The following is a 21,108-nucleotide window of genomic DNA, read 5'->3' on the forward strand; positions in this document are numbered from 1 at the left end:
CCGCGCGCCCGCGCGGCGCCTTCGCCTATACTTGGAGCATGAAGCGCTGGCTCCCGCTCGGGCTCATCGCCGCCGGCGCCGTCCTCGGCGCGGCGGCGCTGCTGCTATCGCCCTCCGAGGAAGAGCGGATCCGCGAGCGGCTCACCCAGCTCGAGGACGCGGTGCGCATCGACGAGGGCGAGCGGAATCCGCTGGTGCGCCACGGCCGCATTCGCGGTGAGTTCGCCGAGATCTTCGCGAAGGAGGCGAGCGCCCGCATCGCCGAGATCGGCGACAGCCTCCGCGGCCGCGACGAGCTCGCGAACGCGGCGACCCAGGCAGCGGTCGTCTATCAGACCGCGGAGGTGAGCCTGGGAGGCACGGAGATCCAGATCGACCCGGGCGGCATGACGGCGGAGGTGACCGCCACCGCGACGGTCACGGGCGCCCGGCATGGGCAAGAGGTCCGGCGCGACGAGCTGCCCGTAGCGTTACGGCTCGAGAAGATCGACGGCGAGTGGAAGATCGTCTCTGCCACCGTCCACCCCAGGCAAGCCCCTGGCGACGAGGGCCGCTGATAACCGCGCTCAGACGCGAGACACGACGGCCACGAACTTCGCGGCCTCTGGCCAAGGCATCTCCTTAGATTCTTCGGAGAGTTCACACGGAGACGGGGAGACGGTGAGGAGATCTTCGAACACTCCCTATCGCCTCGCCTCTCTGTTCAATTTTCCGTTGAAAAAAGCTGTAGCCAAGGGAGTTCCTTGGGGCGTCGAGGGCACGCCAGGAGAGCGCTCACGCGCACCAAAAAAGAAAGGCCGGTCGGGAAGAACCCGCCGGCCTGAGGCCCGCTTTCGCGGACCCACCGGGACCGCACAGGAGCGCCGGTGGAGGGAAATCCACCGGAGTCCTGGGAAGGCCCACGATCAGAAGAAACAAGTCAGGAAAGCAATACGAAGCGCAATCAAGTAAAGAGCGAAGACAAAGCGAAGACGGGCGGGAGGCTAAGACAAATCAAGAAGCCAGTCAAACCGAAAGAAGAAGCTGAAGCAAAGAACGAAGCGCAATCCGGAATCGAACGGGCAAGCTCAAGCGAAGCAGGGGAGAAGCTGAAGCGAAGCGTGAAGCAGCGTCAACATCGAGAGCGGCACAACAGATAAGAAAAGCTCGAACCGAAATCTGACAAGCTGATCAGGATGAGCCAACGCAACGGGCGACGCGGGTCGCGCGTACTTCGACCATCCCTCCTCAATCGCCTCGTAAGGCGTCTGTCGTCACGTGAACCGAAGCTCTCCGCCGGCACCGGCGACAAGTCAATCAAGGAGCCCGATACCGCAAGGGCCATGGCATTCGGGTGACGGCGGGGTCGCGATCGCTCGGCTTGCGCCGCCGATCTCCTCGCTCGGCGTCCCCCCGAAGACTGAGGCTTGTATTGCGAAGGTCATGCCAGGGGTCATCCCCTTCGAGTCCGCATGAAACAGGACGACGAGCAGGGGCGACATCTGGTGGATACATAAAGCAACCGGCGGGCCAACGGCGGAGGCGCCGCGGTCCTGGCGCCCAGCAGCCAAAATTGCCGCTGAAACCCACCCTCCGATGCGCGCGCGCGAGCCCGGAGGCCAGCGCCGGTCATACATTTCCGCAGGGACTGGTCCGATCCAGGGATGGGTTCAGATCCAGAACGCAGAGTTTACCTGGACATGAATATGTTCATCCTCGAGCGGCGGGACGCCCTGCGCTGCACGGTGAAAGCGTAGAAGTGCAACAGGGCAGGACGACTCCGATCGACGCTTTGCGTCGTATCTCGACGACGTGCTCCCCGCCAAAGGCGCAGCGCGCTACGCAGCGCAGCCCGCGATACGCAGCGCGGCGCGCAGCTCACCGCACATGAGGCGCAGCGCACGGCACACAGCACAGCTCGCGGCACATCCGGCAGAGCTCGCGGCACACAGCGCAGCTCGCGGCATATCCGGCAGAGCTCGCGGCACACAGCGCAGCTCGCAGGGCTACTTGCAGCCGGCCTGAATCAACGGCTCGACCACCCCGGCGATGTTCTCTTGGGGCGCGGAGAACCTGTGGCGCTCGAGCTTCCGCAATGCGCCCAGGAACCTCGGCCAGCTGCCACCGCAGGTCGCGAGCAGCGCCCGGAGCTCCGGAGTCCCCGAGTTGTAGACACGGAACTGCACGAGCGACGCGTTGTTGATCGGACGGCGCGCGCCGATGTCGGCCTTGAGCCGCGCCAGCACCGCGTCCTTCTCTGCCCGCTTCTCGGCGTCGGGCGCCGCGGACGCATACAGCCGATTGAGGTGGACGTAGGCCGCGTGCAGCGCGCGCGTCCGCACCTCGCTCCTCTCCAGCTCCCTCATGTAGGCCGTCTTCTCCGCGGAGAAGGGGCCCACCCGCTCGTCCAGGTAGAGCTTGGTGAGCTCGTCCCCGACGAAGCTCGCAAGGCTCTCGTTCAACCTCGTCTGCCCCTTCACGTACAGCGTCGCGTGCAGCGACTCGTGGAGCACCACGTTGGCGAGGTCGCCGAGCGCCTCGTCCCCGTCCGAGATCATCGTGGACAGGACCGGATCCTCGAGCCAGCCGAGCGTCGAGTAGGCGCCCGCCGGACGCACGTCGACGTCCCAGCCGGCCGCCTTGAGCGGCGCCGCGAACGCCTTGGCATCCTGGAGATGGAACCACCCCATGTAGGGGACGGTACCCACGATAGGAAAACTCCATGTCTTCGAGCGGAACCGGAGCGGCTCACACGCGCTCACCACCCAGACCGCGGCTGGGCGATCGAGCTCGACATACGTCCTGTAATTGCCGGTCGGGGTCAGCCCGTGGCGCTCACCGAAGCGCTTGATGTGCGGGACCTCGCGCAGCAGCGCGCGCGTCCGCCACGGCTTGCGGGCGTCGAAGGCGGCGTCCTCGAGCGACTCGGCGCGCCAGGCCATCGAGAGCTGGCCGGCGCCCGCCTGCGCGATGTAGCGGGCCTGTGTACACGATGCGAGCAGGAGACAGAGCGCGACGAGCCCCGCGGCGGCGCAGGCCATGCGCGCCGCGGAGCGAGGGCGCGACACGGACCACGAGGGCGCGGCGCCGCGACGGGCGCTGGCCGCAAGCCTTTCGCTCATCCTCTAGCTGATAGCTGGCCGCGCGTGCTTAACAAGCTCTTCCGCGCAGAGGACGCGCGTCCCGCGCGTGCCGGTGGGGCGCGCGGGGGCGCGCCCGACCGATCAGGACGGCAGCGCCGCCCCCCACGAACTGAGCTGCACGGCCGGGACGATCGGCGCGCGTTCCCGTAGAGAGGGCTCCTCCGTGGCATAGAGGGGCTCGCGTGCGAGCGGGTAGTCGCGCGGCGCCCCGTTCGACAGCACCATCTGGATGGCGCCCAGGTGCCCGCTGCGGAACGCGGCGGCCGCGCACGCGAGATAGAACTCCCACGTCCTCATGAAGGCGCCGTCGAAGCCGGTGACCCGCTCGATCTTCTCCCTGTTCTCCAGGAAGTTACGGCGCCAGCAGCGCGCCGTGAGCGCGGAGTGGCGCCGCAGGTTCTCCGCGTCGAGCACGTCGAGGCCGCGCGTCGAGGCGCGCGTCGCCATCCCGTCGAGCGAAGGAGGCCAGTACCCCGGGAAGATGTGCTTTTGCAGGAAGGGGTCAGTCCGCGACGACTCCTGCTCTCTCGTGACGCTCTCGAGCACGCACACGCCGCCCGGGGCGAGCAGCGCCTTCACCCTGTCATAGAACACCTCGATACGTCGCTCGCCGGCATGGCACATCGAGCCCAGGGAGACGAGCCGGTCCCACCGCGGCTCGTCCTCGAGCTCGTCGCAGCTCATCACGCGGACCTCGACCGGGAGCCGCCGCGCCGCCGCCTGCTCGCGGATGTACCTCGCCTGGTTCTCGCAAAGGGTGATACCGAGGCACTGCACCCCGTACGCCTCCGCGGCGTGGAACATGAGGTGCCCCCACCCGCAGCCGAGATCCACGAGCCGGTGCCCGCGCCGGAGCGCGAGCTTCCGCGCGACGAGGGAGATCTTGTGCGCCTGCGCGTCGTCGAGCGTCTCGCCCGGAGAGCTGAAGTAACCGCACGACGTCTGGAGGCGCCTGTCCAGGTAAAGAGGATAAAAGTCGTTGCCTAGCCCATAGTGACGCTCGACGGCGAGCCTCTCGCGCTTCGCCGCCCCGGAGAGCAGCCCGAGCCGGAGCGCGTCGAGCACGCCCGAGAGGCCGCGGTCGAACGACGACGACGCGGGCACGAGGCGCGGCAGGCGCGCCTCCACGGACCGAGCGAGCTGGAACAGGCCGGCGAGCGAGTCCTCGAGATCTCCCTCGAACGTGACCTCGTGCCGGACATACGCCTCACCGAGGCCGAGCGTGCCCCGGAACGCCGTCTCGCAGAGCGACCGACGCGTCCTGAACGTCACGGAGAACTCGGGCGCGCCCGCGCCGAAGCGCAGCCGCTCGCCGCCCCAGAAGCGCAGCTCGAACGGGGTCCCGCCGTGGCGCTCCAGCAGGCGCGACGCCGCTTCCTTGAACCGACGAGACCACGGCGGCATTTCGCCCTTCCTGACGATGAACATCGGACCCCCTCCGCGGCCCCCCGGCCGCTCGACGAGCTGACCCGAGCTGCGCTTTCCCGTCAAGCGACATGTCATCCATGCAAATGCCATCACAACGAGTCACCGAACGCCCACAGCGGCCGGCGGACACCCCGGACACGCGCTGTCGTCAGGGACAGGAGGAACGCAGTGACCGGCTCGCTCATAGGACCGTAGTGGTGTTCGGGAGAGTCCCGACAACATGCTCGCGTGTCCGGGATGTTTCATGTTCCAGACGAAGGAGGGAAATCGGGAAGATGATTCGAATTTCTCCCTACCTTCCTGGTCGTGTTCCTGGTCGCGTGACGTACCCATCCGCTGTATGCGCTGCACCCCCTCGCGCCCGGAGCGCGCCTGTGCTCCATCCCACCCGGGAAGCGCTCCGCTCCGTCGTGGCCGGGCGCGCAGCACGCCCTCGCGCCGCTCCCGACCGGCCACGCGCTGCGCTCCCTCGCGGCCGGGGCGCGGTCCGTGGTACGCACGCCGGCCCGTGGACACGCCCAGCGATCCTCCCGCCGCCCCGCGAGACCCGCCGCCGCCCGCGCGGCGCGCAGGGAAGGCCGGCAGCGGTGAGCTCGTGTTCACGCGCGTCGGAGCGCGCACCGTGCTCGAGAAGGCGCTCGCCAGGAGCCCGCTCAGGCTGCTCGCTCCGAAGAACCACGGGCAGGCAGCGTGGGTGTTCGTCGCGAGCTTCGGCGGCGGCCTCGTCGGCGGCGACGAGCTCCACCTCCACGCGCGCGTCGGGCGCGGGGCCGCCGCGCTGCTCAGCACGCAGGCCTCGACCAAGGTCTACCGCTCGCCGCTCGGCAGCCGCCAGCGCCTCGAGGCCGACGTCCAGGGAGGCGGGCTCCTCGTCGCGATCCCCGATCCGGTCGTCTGCTTCGCGGGCTCGCGGTACGAGCAGGACATCGACGTCGCGCTCGCCGACGACGCGTCGCTCGTGCTCGTCGACGCGCTGTCCTCGGGCCGGAGCGCGCGGGGCGAGCGCTGGGCGTTCGACAGGTACGCGTCGCGCATCCGGGTGAGCCGCGGCGGGCGGGCCGCGCTGCTCGACGCGACGCTGCTCGACCCGGCGCACGGCGCGCTGCCCGAGCGCATGGGGCGCTTCGACGCCCTCGCGACGCTCGTCGCGCTCGGCCCGCGCGCGGCGAGCGCGGCGGAGGCGCTGCTCGCGCCGCGGCCGCCGCCCGAGCGGCGCGCCGAGCTCGTCGCGTCGGCGAGCCCGCTCCGGGGCGGCGGCGCCGTCGTGCGCGTCGCGGGCACGAGCGTCGAGCGCGTCGCCGGCTTCCTCCGCGGCGCGCTCGGCTTCCTCGCGGGTGAGCTCGGTGATGATCCGTTCGCACGAAAGTGGTAGCTTCGCGCCGCGCCGGCGACGCCGCGGCGTCACCGCGCCGGAGAGAGGGCGAACATGCACCTTGCGCCTCGTGATCTCGACAAGCTCGTGCTGCACGGCGCGGGCTCCCTCGCCCAGAAGCGCCTCGCGCGCGGGGTCAGGCTCAACTACCCGGAGGCCGTCGCGCTCATCGCGACGCAGATCCTCGAGCTGATCCGCGACGGCCGCAGCGTCGCCGAGCTCATGGACGTCGGCCGCCGCCTTCTCGGGCGAGCGCAGGTGATGGCCGGCGTCCCCGAGATGATCGCCGAGGTCCAGGTGGAGGGGACCTTCCCCGACGGGACGAAGCTCGTCACCGTCCACCACCCGATCGCGCTCGAGCACGGCGATCTGGCGCTCGCGCTCTACGGCAGCTTCCTCCCCGTGCCCGACCTGTCGCTCTTCCAGCAGGCAGGCCAGGGCGAGGCGACTGCCGAGCCGGCGCCCGGCGAGGTGCTCGTGAAGCCCGGCGAGATCGAGCTCTCGCCCGGCCGGCGGCGGCTCTCCCTCCCCGTGAAGAACCTGGGCGACAGGCCGATCCAGGTGGGCAGTCACTACCCGTTCTCGGAGACGAACCGCGCGCTCGAGTTCGACCGCGCGGCGGCGGCGGGGATGCGGCTCGACATCCCCGCGGGCACCGCGGTCCGCTTCGAGCCGGGCGACGAGAAGACGATCACGCTGGTGCAGGTCGGCCCGCACGGCGGGGCGGCGCACGCCGCGCCGGAGGAGCAGCAGGCATGAGCCACAAGATGCAGCGGCGGCACTATGTCGATATCTACGGGCCGACGGTCGGGGACCGGGTGCGGCTCGGCGACACCGGCCTCATCGCCGAGGTCGAGCGGGATCACACGTCCTACGGCGACGAGTGCAAGTTCGGCGGCGGCAAGGTGCTGCGCGATCGCATGGGGCAGATGCCCGGCGCCTCGAACGACGAGGCGCTCGACTGCGTCATCACGAACGCGCTCATCGTCGACTGGACCGGCGTCTACAAGGCCGACATCGGCATCAAGCGCGGCCGCATCGCGGCGATCGGCAAGGCCGGCAACCCGAAGGTGATGGTCGGCGTCACGCCGGGCATGATCGTCGGCGTGACGACGGAGGTCATCGCCGGCGAGGGCCACATCGTCACGGCGGGGGGCGTCGACGCGCACATCCATTTCATCTGCCCGCAGCAGGGGTACGAGGCGCTCGCGGCGGGCGTCACCACGTTCGTCGGCGGCGGCACGGGCCCGGCGACGGGCACGAACGCGACCACGTGCACCCCGGGCGCCCGCCACATCTCGCTGATGCTGCAGGCGACGGACGTCCTGCCGCTCAACATCGGCCTCACGGGCAAGGGCAACACCTCGTCGCCCGAGGGGCTGCTCGAGCAGGTGCGCGCCGGCGCCGTCGGGCTGAAGCTGCACGAGGACTGGGGCACGACCCCGCCCGCCATCGACTGCTGCCTCAGCTTCGCCGAGCACGAGGACATCCAGGTCACGCTCCACACCGACACGCTGAACGAGTCGGGCTACGTCGACGACTCCATCGCGGCGTTCAAGGGCAGGACGATCCACTCCTACCACTCCGAGGGCGCGGGCGGCGGGCACGCGCCCGACATCCTGCGCATCTGCGCCGAGCCGAACGTGATCCCGAGCTCGACGAACCCGACGCGCCCGTACACCGTCAACACGCTCGACGAGCACCTCGACATGCTCATGGTCTGCCACCACCTCGATCGGAACATCCCGGAGGACGTGGCGTTCGCCGAGAGCCGCATCCGCGGCGAGACCATCGCGGCGGAGGACATCCTCCACGACCTCGGCGCGATCAGCATCATCTCGAGCGACAGCCAGGCGATGGGCCGCGTCGGCGAGGTGATCACGAGGACGTGGCAGACCGCGCACAAGATGCGGGATCAGCGCGGCCGGCTGCCCGAGGAGCAGGGCGACAACGACAACTTCCGGATCCGCCGTTACGTGGCCAAGTACACGATCAACCCGGCCATCGCGCACGGCATGTCCCACGAGATCGGGTCGGTCGAGCCGGGCAAGCTCGCGGATCTCGTGCTGTGGCGGCCCCAGATGTTCGGCGTGCGCCCGGAGCTCGTGATCAAGGGCGGCCTCATCGCCTGGGCGCAGATGGGCGATCCGAACGCGTCGATCCCGACGCCTCAGCCGTACTACATGCGCCCGATGTTCGGTTCGCTCGGCACGGCGGTCGGCGAGACGAGCATCGCGTTCGTGTCGAGCCGCGCCATGGACGAGGGGAGCATCCGCCGGCTCGACCTGAAGAAGCGCCTCTCGGCGGTCCGCCGGTGCCGCAAGATCGGCAAGGCCGACATGCGGCTCAACAGCACGCTCCTGCCGATCACGGTCGATCCCGAGACGTACGAGGTGAGGGCCGGCGGCGAGCTCCTCCGCTGCGACCCCGCGAAGATCCTGCCCCTCGCCCAGAGGTACAGCCTCTTCTGAGGCGGGGAGCTCGTCCTCGGCCGCTCCTCGCCTGCGGGTTCACCCTTCTCTCCGTCTGCTGCCGTCTGTCTCCGTCTGCTTCCGTCCGCTTCCGTCCGCTTCCATCCGCGCGCATGAACAGGTGGCTCCTCCTCCAGCTCTCCGACTCCGCGTTCCCGGTCGGAGGGTTCGCGCACTCCGCGGGCCTGGAGGCGGCGGTGCAGCTCGGCGAGGTCGGGCCCGGCAGCGCGCTCTCGTCGTTCATCGCGAACGCTCTCTGGCAGGTGGGCCTCGGCGCGCTGCCGCTCGTGCGAGCTGCGCACGAGCGCCCGCTCGACATCGCGACCGTCGACGACGCGTGCGACGCCTTCCTCGTGAACCACGTCGCGAACCGGGCGAGCCGGACGCAGGGCCGCGCGTTCCTCGCGACGAGCGCGCGCGTCTTCCCCTCCGCCGAGATCCGTCGCCTCGACGCCGCCGTGCGGGCGCGGGAGGCGCTGGGCCACCACGCGCCGGCGTTCGGCGCGACCCTCGCGGCGCTCGGCGTCCCGCGCCAGGACGCGCAGGCCGTCTACCTGCACGCCTCGCTCCGCGGCGTCGTCTCGGCGGCGGTGCGCCTCGGGCTCGTCGGGCCCCTGGAGGCACAGCGACTGCAACTCGAGAGCGCGCCGATCCTCGACGCGGTGATCCATGAGTGCGGAGATCACGGTATCGACGAGCTCGCGCAGCCGGCGCCGCTCCTCGATCTCTTCGGGGCCACGCAGGATCGGCTCTACTCGCGTCTCTTTCAATCGTGAGGTGACAGCATGCACGACCCTGGCGATCACGGGCATGGGCACAACGGCCACGGCCACGTTCATGGCCACGACCACGACCACGTTCACGACCACGACCACGTTCACGACCACGACCACGTTCACGACCACGACCACGTTCACGGCCACGACCACGACCACGTTCACGGCCACGACCACGACCACGTTCACGAGGGTGGTCACGGGCATGCGCACGAGCACGGGCACACGCACGAGCACTGGGCGCATCCGGGGCTCTTCAGCGAGCGGGATGTGCCGAAGGACCGCGATTTCTCGGCGCGGGCGTTCACGGTCGGGATCGGAGGGCCCGTCGGCAGCGGCAAGACGGCGCTCGTGCTCGCGCTCTGCCGCGCGCTTCGCGACAGGATGCCGCTCGGCGTCGTCACGAACGACATCTTCACCCAGGAGGACGCCGAGTTCCTGCACCGCAACAAGGCGCTGCCGCCGGAGCGCATCCGCGCGGTGGAGACCGGGGGCTGCCCGCACGCGGCGATCCGCGAGGACATCAGCCACAACCTCGTCGCGCTCGACGACCTCATGGATCACGTCGCGCCCGCGCTCCTCATCGTCGAGAGCGGCGGAGACAACCTCGCCGCCCAGTACAGCCGGGAGCTCGTCGACTACACGATCTATGTGATCGACGTCGCCGGCGGCGACAAGGTGCCGCGCAAGGGCGGACCGGGGATCACGCAGTCGGACCTGCTCGTCATCAACAAGACCGATCTCGCTCCGCACGTCGGCGCCGACCTCGGTGTCATGGAGCGGGACGCCCGGAGGATGCGGGGAGACGGGCCGTTCCTGTTCGCGCAGTGCAACCGGAGCCAAGGAGTCCCCGAGATCATTGACCACATCCTCTCCGCCATGCGCCGCGCAACCACCACGGCGCCTCCCGCGAAATAGGCCTCTATCGCGCGCCTCCCGCTGCGAGAAGCGCTCACGCTCCACAGGAGTCGGCATACCGGAGCACATCTGCGCCGGGCGCGCGGCGCTGTCCCCTGTCAAAGGAGGACAGCGGCAACGCCGCTTCGACTTCCGTTTCGCTGGAATACCGGTTCTATTGGACGGTAGGCGGACTTCGGACGGGTGGTAGAGGGCGGGGAGGGCTCCGCCGGGCGGAGCGACTTCCACCACGACCGCCGCGGTCGCCACGCGATCACGGCAGCGCCGGATGGCGAGGCGGCGCGGCGCACCCCTTGTAGACCAGAGGAGGAGGCATCAGTGAGCCAGGCCCGACCCCATGTGCTGGTGGTAGACGCCGAGACGAGGGTCCTCGACAGGCTCGCGCTCGAGCTCAACCAGGGCGGCTTCGACGTCACCTGCGCCGAGAGCGGGCTCGCCGCGATCGAGCTCGTCAAGGCGCGCCGCTTCGACCTCGTGGTCGCCGATGTGGGGGCGCTCGGCACGGAGGGCACCGGGACCATCGCCGCGCTCAAGGCGCTCGGCCCGGACCTCGAGATCATCGTCGGCGCCCCGTGCTCGAGCGCGAAAGACGCGGTGGAGTGCATCGAGCGCGGCGCGTACGACATGCTGGAGAAGCCCTACGACATCGAGGACCTGAAGCGGCTGCTCGAGGCGGCGATGCTGCGCACCCACCTCGACGCCGTGGCGGCCGTCCACCAGGCGAGCGCCGCCCTCGTCGCGTCCCTCTCGCGGGACGACTTCCCCGAGCGCGCCGTGGATCTCGCTGCGAAGGTCGTCTATACGACCTGCGCGGCGCTCTCCCTCGCGCTCGATCAAGGGGCCGCGCTGTACCAGGCGGCCTCCGGCGCCGAGGTGCCCGCGGCGTTCATCGCTCGGCTCGCCGGGCGCATCGAGGGCGCGCTCTCGCCCGTCCGCCTGTCCGCCGACGACGCGCCCGATCTGCTCTGTACCGCAGAGGGCGATCGCTTCGGCGCCGCCATCGTCGCGCCGCTCCGCCTTGGCGAGAGCTCGTTTGGCGGTCTCGTGGTGCTCCGCGACGAGCGCCTGCCGGCGTTCACCAGCCAGGAGGAGCAGGCCATCGGCATCTTCGCAATTGAGCTCGCGCTCGCCTTTTACGGCCACAAGGTACGGCGCTCGGTCGGCCCCTGCGCCGCCTGACGCCGCGCGCGGCGTGGACACGCGCGCGGCGCGCTCACCCGGGCCGAGATCTGCGGCTGGCGCCCGCAAATTCTTCGGCAATCGAGCTCAAGATTCCCTCTGGCGAACGCGTTCGCACCCCACTAAAGGAGGGGAGCGATGAGCTCCACCGCTGCACCATCGACTCTCCCCGCCAGGGCCCAGCGCGCCGCGACCTTCTACCGGGATCTCGTCGGGAAGAAGATCGCGATGGCGCTGAGCGGCGTCATCTTCTTCGGCTTCGTGATCGGCCACCTGGCCGGCAACCTCCAGGTCTTCCTCGGCCGGCAGAAGTTCAACGACTATGCCGCCTTCCTCCACGGGACGCCCTCCCTGCTGTGGGGGACGCGGCTCGTCCTCCTCGCCTCCCTCATCGTCCACGTCTACACGGGCGTGACGCTCGCGCAGCACAGCCGCGCTGCCCGGCCGGTCCCCTACCAGGTGAAGGGGCAGCGGCGCCCGAACGTCGCCGCGCGCACGATGCTGCTGAGCGGCGGCGTCCTCGGCGCCTTCATCATCTATCACCTGCTCCACCTGACGACGGGCACCGTGCACCCCGACTTCGTGGCGCTCGACGCCTACGACAACGTCGTGAAGGCCTTCAGCCCGGGCCCCGCGGCGATTGCCTACGTCGTGGCGATGGGGCTGCTCGCCCTGCACCTCTACCACGGCGCGTGGAGCATGTTCCAGTCGGTGGGCTTCAACCACCCGCGCTATTCGCCGGGGCTCAAGAAGTTCGCCGCCGCGTCGTCGATCCTGCTCTTCGCCGGCTTCTCGTCCATCCCGCTGGCCGTCCTGTTCGGCATCGTCCGCTGAGCCCGGAGCGTCCGTCATCATGCAGCTGAATGCGAAGATCCCCGAAGGTCCCATCGAGAAGAAGTGGGACCAGCACCGCTTCAACCTGAAGCTCGTCAACCCGGCGAACAAGCGGAAGTACACCGTCCTCGTCGTCGGCACCGGCCTCGCCGGGGGCGCGGCGAGCGCGACGCTGGCCGAGCTCGGCTACAACGTGAAGAGCTTCTGTTTCCAGGACTCTCCGCGCCGCGCCCACAGCATCGCCGCGCAGGGCGGCATCAACGCCGCGAAGAACTACCAGAACGACGGCGACAGCATCTACCGCCTCTTCTACGACACCGTGAAGGGCGGCGACTACCGCGCGCGCGAGGCCAACGTGTACCGGCTCGCGCAGATCAGCGTGAACATCATCGACCAGTGCGCCGCGCAGGGCGTGCCGTTCGCGCGCGAGTACGGCGGCGTGCTCGCGAACCGCTCGTTCGGCGGGGCGCAGGTGTCGCGCACGTTCTACGCGCGCGGCCAGACGGGGCAGCAGCTCCTCCTCGGCGCCTACCAGGCCCTCGAGCGGCAGATCGGCCTCGGCAAGGTGAAGATGTACCCGCGCACCGAGATGCTCGACCTCATCGTCATCGACGGCAAGGCGCGCGGGCTCATCACCCGCAACCTGATCACCGGCGCGCTCGAGACGCACCTCGGCGACGCGGTCGTCCTCGCGTCGGGCGGCTACGGCAACGTCTTCTTCCTCTCGACGAACGCGAAGGGGTCGAACACCACGGCCATCTGGCGGGCGCACAAGCGCGGCGCGCTCTTCGGTAACCCCTGCTTCACGCAGATCCACCCGACGTGCATCCCGGTCTCGGGCGACTACCAGTCGAAGCTGACGCTCATGAGCGAGTCGCTCCGCAACGACGGCCGCATCTGGGTGCCCACGAACGCGGGCGACACGCGCCCGCCGGAGCTCATCCCCGACGGCGAGCGCGACTATTACCTCGAGCGCCGCTATCCGAGCTTCGGCAACCTCGTGCCGCGCGACGTCGCGTCGCGCGCGGCGAAGGCGGTCTGCGACGAGGGCCGCGGCGTGGGGCCGACGCGGCTCGGCGTGTACCTCGACTTCTCGGACGCCATCCGGCGCCTCGGCAAGCCGGCCATCGCCGAGCGCTATGGCAACCTCTTCGACATGTACGAGCGCATCACCGGCGACGACCCGTACAGCGTCCCGATGCGCATCTATCCGGCCATCCATTACACGATGGGCGGGCTCTGGGTCGACTACAACCTGATGAGCACGATCCCCGGCCTGTACGTGCTCGGCGAGGCGAACTTCTCCGACCACGGCGCGAACCGGCTCGGGGCGAGCGCGCTGATGCAGGGCCTGGCGGACGGGTACTTCATCATCCCCTATACCATCGGCGATTACCTCGCGTCGACGAAGCTCGAGCGGGTCGACGACCTCCACCCCGCCGTGAGGGACGCCGAGCGCGACGCGAGCGCGCGGCTGAACAAGCTGCTCGGCGCGAACGGCTCGCGAACGGCCGACTCGTTCCATCGCGAGCTCGGCAAGATCATGTGGGAGCAGTGCGGGATGGCCCGCAACGCGGCCGGGCTCAAGGGCGCGCTCACGCGGATCCCGGAGCTCCGCGAGCAGTTCCACCGCGACGTCCGCGTCTCGGGGACAGGCACCGGCCTGAACCAGGAGCTCGAGAAGGCGGCGCGCGTCGCCGACTTCTTCGAGCTGGCGGAGCTCATGTGTCGTGACGCGCTCGACAGGGAGGAGTCGTGCGGCGGGCACTTCCGCGAGGAGCACCAGACGCCCGAGGGCGAGGCGAAGCGCGACGACGAGCGCTTCTCCTATGTCGCCGCCTGGGCATGGCGCGGCGAAGGTCAGGCCCAGGAGCTCCACAAGGAGCCGCTCCAGTTCAACGAGGTTCACCCCACGCAGCGGAGTTACAAATAATGCGCCTCACCCTCCATGTCTGGCGGCAGAAGGGCAAGTACGAAGCGGGCCGGTTCGTCACGTACGAGGTGCCCGACGTCAGCGAGCACATGTCCTTCCTCGAGATGCTCGACGTGCTCAATCAGCGGCTCATCCTCAAGGGTGAGGAGCCAATCGCGTTCGATCACGACTGTCGCGAGGGCATCTGCGGCATGTGCGGCTTCATGATCAACGGCCAGGCGCACGGCCCCCTCCGTGGGACGACCGTGTGTCAGCTGCACATGCGTCACTACAAGGACGGCGACGTGTTGTGGCTCGAGCCGTGGCGGGCCCAGGCGTTCCCGGTGGTAAGCGACCTCGCGGTGGACCGCAGCGCGTTCGACCGGATCATCGCGGCGGGCGGCTTCGTCTCGGTGTCGACGGGCAGCGCGCCGGACGCGAACGCGATCCCGGTGCCGAAGGTGGTCGCCGAGCGCGCCATGGACGCGGCGGCGTGCATCGGCTGCGGCGCCTGTGTCGCATCTTGTCCGAACGCGTCCGCCTCGCTCTTCACCGCGGCGAAGCTCACCCACCTGAACCTCCTGCCGCAGGGCGAGCCGGAGCGCGATCAGCGGAGCCTCAACATGGTCGCCCAGATGCGCGTCGAGGGCTTCGGCCACTGCACGAACGTCGGCGAGTGCGAGGCGGTCTGCCCGAAGGAGATCCCCCTCGACATGATCGCGAAGATGAACCGCGACTACCTGCGCGCGACGCTGGTCCACCGCGACGTGCAGGCCAAGGGCGGCACCGGCTGAGGCGCCGCACCGCCGGCCGCTCGAGGCCGGCGGCGCCTCCCCTCCCTCCCCTCTCGTCGACGGCGAACTCCCTCCTCCCGCACGCCATGAACGGCGGCGCTCCGTCGCCGCCACCCCGTCGTCAAGGCGGGTGCGCCCCTGATTGACACCGGCTCGCCGCCCGGACGCGCTGCGCCGAAGGTGCGCCCGTGGCCCACGGGGTCAGGCCGGCCCTTCGGCCCATCACCGCCCGTACGGCCGGCCCCCGGTGCCTGCAGGCGCAGGCTGCAGCGCCTCGGCACGAGGCTCACCCGAGCACGGCCCCGCGGCATGACAGGCGAGCCCTGGTGCCGTGGGTGCGCCAGCACGATCCCGACGGCCGCCGCAGGTGTGGCACGAGGCCGCCCTCACCCCCCGTTTTCGTACAATTTTTCACCAAAAACACAAGGATTTGCAGGCCACCTGTGGAAAACAAACCAGGAGTTTCCTGATCACCGACTCAGGGACTTCCTAAACCGTCTTCACATCGAGAGCCCCAACCGTACAGTCAACGTGGGATAAGCACTCGGCATGTTTCGAGAACATCTCGCCGCGACTCGCGCCTATGCCAGTGGGGGCTTTCCGAGCGTGACGAGCCGTCGCTCCAGTAGCAGCGCAACCGCGAAGATGCCGTGGCGCTCTCCCGCGCCGCAATGAAACGTGTCAGGGTCAACAGGCACTTGTTCGAGGCCACGAGTTGGAATAACCTCGAAATTGTCCTGAACGGGATCAGTCGTCATAAGACAATTGTGGTCACCCCACACCATGTCGTAGACTAGGTCGAACTTAGAGCGCCGCAGCGAGGGGGGGCATCCCGCGGCGAGCGCGTCGAGGATCGCATCGAGTATCGCTCTTCTGCGGAAGCCGGTTCGAGGGGAGGGCCGGCAGGAGGAGAAGCCAGAGGCAACGGCCGCGGCGACCTTTCTCCCGGCGGGTCAGGAGATCCGCTTTCCACATGGGAACGACGCGCACCGGGACCGCAAACCAGACCGACCGGGGCCGGGCAGATCGCCTGACGGCGCCCTGCTGCACTGTTCGTGCTGCGCGCCTTCGACGCGCGCCGGGGTCTGCGAGGCTGATCGGATGCGGGAGTTCGAACATCAGACAGGTCTCTTGGACGAGCGAAGAAGTAGGAGGGGAACTTCATGAGGTGCTGCATCGACGGCCTTAATCTGCATCCGACGAGCGTCCACGATGCTGCCGTTGTTCTCGACACCGTGACGGATCGGCTCCTCGCCGCGGGTGATCGGCGGGCGGCCTTCACCGACGTCTACGGTATCGTCACGCGCGCGGTCGCGGCGCAGGTCGGGCGACGCGATGGCATGTTCCTCGAGCCGGCGTGGATCTCGCGGCTCGCGGGCCGGTTCTGCGAGCGCTACCTCCAGACGCTCGGCTGGTACGATCGGGGCGCGGCGCAGGACTGCGGCGCCTGGCACATCGCGTACGCGAGCACGGCGTCGCGGTTCACGCCCCCCGTGCAGAACGCGCTGCTCGGCTTCAGCGCCCACATCAACTACGACCTGATCTTCGGGATCCACGCGACGATCGTGGAGTTCGGGCACGGCGCCGACCGGGCGATGCTCGCGCGGCTCAAGCACGATCACGATCAGATCAATACGCTGCTCCGCGCCTCGGTCGTCGAGGCGCTCGCGCGCCTCACCGCGCGGCACGGCTGCCCCCTCAGCGCGTTCTTCCTGGACAACGCGCCGGAGGTCGCGATCTGGGTGTCCATGGAGATGCTCTCGCGGTGGCGCGAGCGGGTCTGGGACGACGTCCTGGCGCTCCTCGCCGCGCGCGACGGGAGCGAGCGGGCGGCGCTCTCCCGCGGGATCGAGCGGCGCTCCATGCGCATCGCCCAGATGCTCGCGCTGCCCTCGCTCCACCAGGCCCCTCATACGGCGCTCCGCCTCCTGTCAAGGGCCGCGTGATCGCGGCCGACCGCAACCGGAGCCCCGCCCGATCGTAGAATGGGGGCATGAGCAAGCTGCCCAAGGAACCGCCCGCCGGCGAGATCACCCCTCCAGCGCTCTACCTGCGGCGGCGCGAGCTCCTCAAGAGCGCGGCGCTCTTCGCCGGCACCGCGTCGGCCATCGGCGGCGGCCTCGTCTGGCTCACGGGCGGCGCGGCGCGCCTCTCGGCGGCGGGCGCCCCCGGCGGCGAGGCCACGCCGCTCGGCAGCGCGGCCGCGCCGCCGGGGCCGCCCGCCGCCGGCGCGTCGTCCTCCGGGACGAGCTCGAGAGACCCGTTCGTTACCGACGAAGCGCGGACCTCCTACGAGGACATCATTTCGTACAACAACTTCTACGAGCTCGGCCTGAGCAAGTCCGAGCCGGCCAGGAACGCCGGCCGGCTCAGGCTCCGCCCCTGGGCCATCGCGTGCGAGGGAGAGGTGAAGAAGCCCGAGGTCGTCGACCTCGACACCCTCCTCCGATGGTTTCCCCTGGAGGAGCGCGTCTATCGAATGCGCTGCGTCGAGGCGTGGTCGATGGTGATCCCCTGGCTCGGGTTCCCGCTGGGCGCGCTGCTCAGGCGCCTCGAGCCGACCTCTCGCGCCCGGTACGTCCAGTTCACCACGCTGCTCGATCGAGAGCAGCTGCCCGGCCAGCGGAGCGACGTGCTGGAGTGGCCTTACGTCGAGGGGCTGCGGATCGACGAGGCGATGCACCCTCTCACGATGCTGGCCGTGGGCCTCTACGGCAAAACGCTGCTCGGCCAGAACGGAGCGCCCATTCGCCTGGTGGTGCCGTGGAAATACGGGTTCAAGGGGTGCAAATCGATCGTCAGCATCAAGCTCACCGAGCGGCAGCCGGCGACGAGCTGGAGCCGCGCCGCGCCGGACGAGTATGGGTTCTATGCGAACGTGAACCCCGCGGTGGATCACCCGCGCTGGAGCCAGGCGACGGAACGGAGGATCGGTGAGCTGCGCCGCCGTCCCACGCTGCCATTCAACGGCTATGCGGAGGAGGTCGCCGGCCTCTACAGCGGGATGGACCTGCGGGAGAGCTTCTGATGATGCGCGCGCCAGCGAGGACGATGTCGCCGCCGCGCGCTGCCGCCGCCGGCGTGCCGGCTGGCCGCAAGCTGGCCTGGCTCCCGCCCGCGGTCGTCGCCGGCGGGCTGATCCCGCTGACCGTGCTGGGCGTGCGCGCCGGGTCCGGGTCGCTCGGCCCGGACCCCGTCGCCGAGGCGCTGAACCAGCTCGGCCTGCTCGCGCTCGTGCTGCTCGTCGCCTCGCTGGCGGCGACGCCGGTCAAGCTCGTGTCGGGCTGGACCTTTCCGCTGCGTATCCGCAAGGCGCTCGGGCTGCTCGCCTTCTTCTACGCGTGCGCCCACTTCCTGACCTACGCGATCGTCGATCAGGGCCTCGAGGTGCGCGCGATCGTCGAGGACATCACGGAGCGCCCCTTCATCCTCGCCGGCTTCGTCGCGCTCCTCGCGCTCGTCCCGCTCGCGGTGACGTCGACCGCGCGCATGCTGAAGCGCCTCGGCGCCGCGCGCTGGAAGCGCCTGCACCGGCTCGCCTACGTGGCCGCCGTCCTCGGGATCGCGCACTTCTTCCTCCGCGTGAAGAAGGACACGACGGAGCCGATGATCTACGGGGCGCTGCTCGCGCTGCTCTTCGCCGTGCGCATCGCGAGCGCCGTCCTGCGCAGGCGCGCGGCGCCGCGCTGAGCGCCGGCGTCGCGCCGTCACGTCGTCACGTCGTCGCCGCGCGGCGAACCTGCCGCGCCGCGACGTGCGTTCGGATACCCTGGGGCTTCGACGTGGAACGCGTGAGGACGGCGTCATGAAGCTCTTCACCATCGGGGACAGCATCTCTCAAGGCTTCATGTCGCTCGGCGCGGCGCGCACCCAGCTCGCCTACTCCACGTGGATCGCGTACGCGCTCGGCGTCGACGTCGGCGACGCGCTGTCGAGCCCGGCGTACCGCGTGCCCGACTACCCGGCCCACGGGCTGCTGCTCGATCTCGAGGTGGTGCTCCGCCGCCTCCAGCTCGCCTTCGGCACCACGATCGACAGGCTCGAGTGGGCCGCCGTCCTGCTGGAGATCAACCGGGTGCTCGACGTCGCCGAGGACTACTACGAGCGCGGCGAGGGGGCCGGCCCCTACCGCGGCGGGACCGTCCCCTGGTTCCACAACGTCTCGGTGTACGGCTTCGACGTGGCCGACGCGTGGCTCGTGACCCCGAGGCTCTGCAGGGAGCGGATCGCAGCGGCGCCCGGCGCCATGGACGGCTTCCTCCAGGGGCCCAACGCCGCGTTCTACCGGACCGCGCTCCGCGTCCTCAACCCGTCGCGGGACGAGCGCCTCGACGGGTACAGCCAGCTCGACTGGCTCGGCCACCACGCGCGCGGCGAGGGCGTCGAGAACCTCCTCCTCTGGCTCGGCCCCAACAACGCCGTCGGCTCGGCGATCCTCCTCAGCGTCGCGGCGACCGAGGACAGGCCCGAGCGCCGGCCGGTCTCGCTCAACTTCGACGAGCGGACCCGGGCGCAGTGGAACCTCTGGATGCCCGACGATTTCGTCGCCGAGTACGGCGAGCTGCTCGACCGGGTCGACACCCTGATGCGGCGCAACGAGAGCCCGGGCTGGAGGGTGTTCGTGGCCAACGTGCCTCACGTGACGATCGTGCCGATCGCCACGGGCGTCGGCGACCCGCTCCCTGGCTCGCCGCGCTACTTCCCCTATTACACCTATCCCCCGTTCGCTCGAGGCACCCGCCTGATCGAGGCGGGCGCGCCGCACCTCACCGCGGCGGAAGCGCGGCGCATCGACGCGACCGTCGACGCCTGCAACGCGCAGCTGCTCCGGCTCATCGAGGAGAAGAACGCCCGCCACCGCACGCCCCGGTATCACCTCGTCGACGTCTCCGGCGGCCTGGACCGGCTCGCGTACCGGCGCACCAGCGGCGAGCCGTCGTACGAGTTCCCCGCGTACTTCGCGGCCAACGTCGCGCCGCCGATGGACACCCGCTTCTACCACGTCGATCGCGCCGGGCGCCGCAGGGCCGGCGGCATCGTCAGCCTCGACGGGGTTCACCCGAGCGTCATCGGCCAGGGCCTCCTCGCCCACGAGTTCCTCAAGGTCATGAAGGAGGCCGGCGTCCCCGGCGCCGACCCGGACCGCCTGCCATGGCCCAGGATCGTGGCGAGCGACACGCTCTATCAGGACCCGATCCCGCTGATGGAGGAGATCTACCAGTACGAGGAGCTGTCGTACGCCGTGCTCTCGGCTTACCGGTACGTCTTCGGAGGGTTCCAGGGCCGGCGCGGCAGCATCAAAGACTTCTAGAGCGGTTCCCACCCGCCCATGGAGCGTCGCAGAGCGGCGGTCACCCGCACAGGAGACGGGCCCAGATCGGCGTTTTCGGCGCGGAAGCGCACTCCGGTGCGCTGAGCACCGAAAACGTCGAGATGGGCCCGTATCCGAAGCGGGTGACCGCCGCTCACGGCACTGCGGGCGTGCTCCCACGCAGCATGAAATAGATGAGCACCCCCGTGACGGAGACGTAGAGCCAGAGGGGCAGCGTCACCCGAGCGATCTTGGCGTGCTTCGCGAAGTTCGCCTTGTAGGCGAAGTAGAACGACGTCAGCGCGAGCGGCACGATGCCCGCCGAGAGCACGATGTGCGAGATGAGGACGGCGAAGTAGACGGCGCGGAGCGGTCCGGTGCCCTGGTACTTCGTGTCGCCGTGGACGAAGTGATAGGCGAGGTAGCCGACGAGGAACAACGACGATGCGGCGAACGCCGAGACCATCAGGTACTTGTGCACGACCATCGCGCGGCGCTTGATCGCGAACCAGCCCGCCACGAGGAGCGTGGCGGCCGTCGCGTTCAAGGCGGCGTTCAACGGGGGCATGAAGCGGAGATCCGCGCCGCCCGCGCCCCGCCGGATGATCAGGATGTAGGCGAGGAACGCCAGCGCGGCCGCGGAGAGCACGGCATTGAAGGCGTAGAACGATCGGTCGCTTGTGCGGGCGAGCAGGCCGACGGGCTTCAAGTGGCTCGAGGCGTGGGACGACATCGCGCGGTCCATACCAGAGGAGCGCGCCGAGCGCGAACGCGAGCGGGCGACCTCGGATCAGCGAACGGGAGCGGACGGAAGCGGACGGAGAGCAGCGCCGGCGCTCACGGCCAGATCGAAGCGGACAGAGGTGGGGGCTCTTGGATCGCCAAGCCGCCAAAAGACGCCAAGAAAACAACAAAATTTGGCGTCTCTTGGCGTCTTTTGGCGACTTGGCGGTTCCATCATTCCGGGAGCGTGGGGGAGTTCTCCCACCAC

General features: G+C 69.7%; 17 protein-coding genes. 14 read left to right on the plus strand and 3 right to left on the minus strand.

The annotated features are described in order from the left end of the window. The first annotated feature begins 38 nt into the window (after positions 1-38). Positions 39-557: a nuclear transport factor 2 family protein gene (locus tag WMF14_RS35450; protein WP_437793376.1), complete on the plus strand. Its 519-nt coding sequence runs from the start codon at positions 39-41 to the stop codon at positions 555-557. A gap of 1,428 nt (positions 558-1,985) precedes the next feature. On the opposite strand, the gene WMF14_RS35455 is transcribed toward WMF14_RS35450, so the two are convergent. Together WMF14_RS35455 and WMF14_RS35460 are read right to left on the minus strand one after the other, a co-directional pair. After that, positions 1,986-3,101: an aminopeptidase gene (locus tag WMF14_RS35455; protein ID WP_437793378.1), complete on the minus strand. Its 1,116-nt coding sequence runs from the start codon at positions 3,099-3,101 to the stop codon at positions 1,986-1,988. Positions 3,102-3,203: 102 nt separating this feature from the next. Then, positions 3,204-4,526 (minus strand): class I SAM-dependent methyltransferase, encoded by a 1,323-nt coding sequence (locus tag WMF14_RS35460; RefSeq protein WP_437793379.1) that lies wholly within the window; start codon positions 4,524-4,526, stop codon positions 3,204-3,206. 532 nt (positions 4,527-5,058) lie between these two features. Here WMF14_RS35460 and WMF14_RS35465 point away from each other — a divergent pair. From WMF14_RS35465 to WMF14_RS35525, 13 genes are all read left to right on the plus strand, one after another. Continuing rightward, a complete protein-coding gene (locus tag WMF14_RS35465; RefSeq protein WP_437793381.1) occupies positions 5,059-5,922 on the plus strand; it encodes an urease accessory protein UreD in 864 nt (287 codons plus the stop codon). A gap of 54 nt (positions 5,923-5,976) precedes the next feature. Beyond that, positions 5,977-6,681: an urease subunit gamma gene (gene ureA, locus WMF14_RS35470; protein WP_437793383.1), complete on the plus strand. Its 705-nt coding sequence runs from the start codon at positions 5,977-5,979 to the stop codon at positions 6,679-6,681. Then, on the plus strand, positions 6,678-8,393 hold the full coding sequence (ureC, locus tag WMF14_RS35475) for an urease subunit alpha (RefSeq protein WP_437793385.1): 1,716 nt from the start codon (positions 6,678-6,680) through the stop codon (positions 8,391-8,393). Before ureA ends, ureC begins: the two co-directional genes overlap by 4 nt. Positions 8,394-8,506: 113 nt before the next feature. Beyond that, the gene (locus tag WMF14_RS35480) at positions 8,507-9,169 is read left to right on the plus strand and encodes an urease accessory protein UreF (protein ID WP_437793387.1); all 663 of its coding nucleotides are present in this window, start codon (positions 8,507-8,509) and stop codon (positions 9,167-9,169) included. Positions 9,170-9,178: 9 nt separating this feature from the next. Further along, positions 9,179-10,087 (plus strand): urease accessory protein UreG, encoded by a 909-nt coding sequence (gene ureG, locus WMF14_RS35485; protein ID WP_437793389.1) that lies wholly within the window; start codon positions 9,179-9,181, stop codon positions 10,085-10,087. 318 nt (positions 10,088-10,405) lie between these two features. After that, positions 10,406-11,266 (plus strand): response regulator, encoded by an 861-nt coding sequence (locus tag WMF14_RS35490; protein WP_437793390.1) that lies wholly within the window; start codon positions 10,406-10,408, stop codon positions 11,264-11,266. A 138-nt stretch (positions 11,267-11,404) separates the two neighbouring features. Then, on the plus strand, positions 11,405-12,100 hold the full coding sequence (locus tag WMF14_RS35495; protein ID WP_437793392.1) for a succinate dehydrogenase cytochrome b subunit: 696 nt from the start codon (positions 11,405-11,407) through the stop codon (positions 12,098-12,100). 19 nt (positions 12,101-12,119) lie between these two features. Then, entirely contained in the window at positions 12,120-14,033 is a 1,914-nt protein-coding gene (locus tag WMF14_RS35500) for a fumarate reductase/succinate dehydrogenase flavoprotein subunit (protein WP_437793393.1), read from the plus strand. Next, positions 14,033-14,806: a succinate dehydrogenase/fumarate reductase iron-sulfur subunit gene (locus tag WMF14_RS35505; RefSeq protein ID WP_437324409.1), complete on the plus strand. Its 774-nt coding sequence runs from the start codon at positions 14,033-14,035 to the stop codon at positions 14,804-14,806. The genes WMF14_RS35500 and WMF14_RS35505 overlap by 1 nt, the downstream gene beginning before the upstream one ends. A gap of 1,163 nt (positions 14,807-15,969) precedes the next feature. Beyond that, entirely contained in the window at positions 15,970-16,752 is a 783-nt protein-coding gene (locus WMF14_RS35510; protein ID WP_437793395.1) for a DUF5995 family protein, read from the plus strand. 47 nt (positions 16,753-16,799) lie between these two features. Beyond that, positions 16,800-17,834, plus strand: coding sequence for a protein-methionine-sulfoxide reductase catalytic subunit MsrP (gene msrP, locus WMF14_RS35515; protein ID WP_437793396.1), 1,035 nt, complete (start codon positions 16,800-16,802; stop codon positions 17,832-17,834). Between the two features lie 2 nt (positions 17,835-17,836). Further along, a complete protein-coding gene (locus WMF14_RS35520; protein ID WP_437804353.1) occupies positions 17,837-18,496 on the plus strand; it encodes a sulfite oxidase heme-binding subunit YedZ in 660 nt (219 codons plus the stop codon). 115 nt (positions 18,497-18,611) lie between these two features. Then, positions 18,612-20,117: a hypothetical protein gene (locus tag WMF14_RS35525; RefSeq protein WP_437793398.1), complete on the plus strand. Its 1,506-nt coding sequence runs from the start codon at positions 18,612-18,614 to the stop codon at positions 20,115-20,117. Between the two features lie 154 nt (positions 20,118-20,271). On the opposite strand, the gene WMF14_RS35530 is transcribed toward WMF14_RS35525, so the two are convergent. Further along, complete coding sequence (locus tag WMF14_RS35530) at positions 20,272-20,862, minus strand: DUF420 domain-containing protein (RefSeq protein WP_272095510.1); 591 nt, start codon at positions 20,860-20,862, stop codon at positions 20,272-20,274. Positions 20,863-21,108: the final 246 nt, after the last annotated feature.

The sequence above is a fragment of the Sorangium sp. So ce693 genome, assembly GCF_051521375.1.
Taxonomy (GTDB): domain Bacteria; phylum Myxococcota_A; class Polyangia; order Polyangiales; family Polyangiaceae; genus Sorangium; species Sorangium atrum.

Bases quoted from the DNA above. Each gene is read 5' to 3' on its own strand.
- WMF14_RS35450 (WP_437793376.1), top strand. From the start codon at position 39: ATGAAGCGCTGGCTCCCGCTCGGGCTCATCGCCGCCGGCGCCGTCCTC.
- WMF14_RS35455 (WP_437793378.1), bottom strand. From the start codon at position 3,101: ATGAGCGAAAGGCTTGCGGCCAGCGCCCGTCGCGGCGCCGCGCCCTCG.
- WMF14_RS35460 (WP_437793379.1), bottom strand. From the start codon at position 4,526: ATGCCGCCGTGGTCTCGTCGGTTCAAGGAAGCGGCGTCGCGCCTGCTG.
- ureA (WP_437793383.1), top strand. From the start codon at position 5,977: ATGCACCTTGCGCCTCGTGATCTCGACAAGCTCGTGCTGCACGGCGCG.
- ureC (WP_437793385.1), top strand. From the start codon at position 6,678: ATGAGCCACAAGATGCAGCGGCGGCACTATGTCGATATCTACGGGCCG.
- WMF14_RS35480 (WP_437793387.1), top strand. From the start codon at position 8,507: ATGAACAGGTGGCTCCTCCTCCAGCTCTCCGACTCCGCGTTCCCGGTC.
- ureG (WP_437793389.1), top strand. From the start codon at position 9,179: ATGCACGACCCTGGCGATCACGGGCATGGGCACAACGGCCACGGCCAC.
- WMF14_RS35495 (WP_437793392.1), top strand. From the start codon at position 11,405: ATGAGCTCCACCGCTGCACCATCGACTCTCCCCGCCAGGGCCCAGCGC.
- WMF14_RS35500 (WP_437793393.1), top strand. From the start codon at position 12,120: ATGCAGCTGAATGCGAAGATCCCCGAAGGTCCCATCGAGAAGAAGTGG.
- WMF14_RS35505 (WP_437324409.1), top strand. From the start codon at position 14,033: ATGCGCCTCACCCTCCATGTCTGGCGGCAGAAGGGCAAGTACGAAGCG.
- WMF14_RS35510 (WP_437793395.1), top strand. From the start codon at position 15,970: ATGAGGTGCTGCATCGACGGCCTTAATCTGCATCCGACGAGCGTCCAC.
- msrP (WP_437793396.1), top strand. From the start codon at position 16,800: ATGAGCAAGCTGCCCAAGGAACCGCCCGCCGGCGAGATCACCCCTCCA.
- WMF14_RS35520 (WP_437804353.1), top strand. From the start codon at position 17,837: ATGCGCGCGCCAGCGAGGACGATGTCGCCGCCGCGCGCTGCCGCCGCC.
- WMF14_RS35525 (WP_437793398.1), top strand. From the start codon at position 18,612: ATGAAGCTCTTCACCATCGGGGACAGCATCTCTCAAGGCTTCATGTCG.
- WMF14_RS35530 (WP_272095510.1), bottom strand. From the start codon at position 20,862: ATGGACCGCGCGATGTCGTCCCACGCCTCGAGCCACTTGAAGCCCGTC.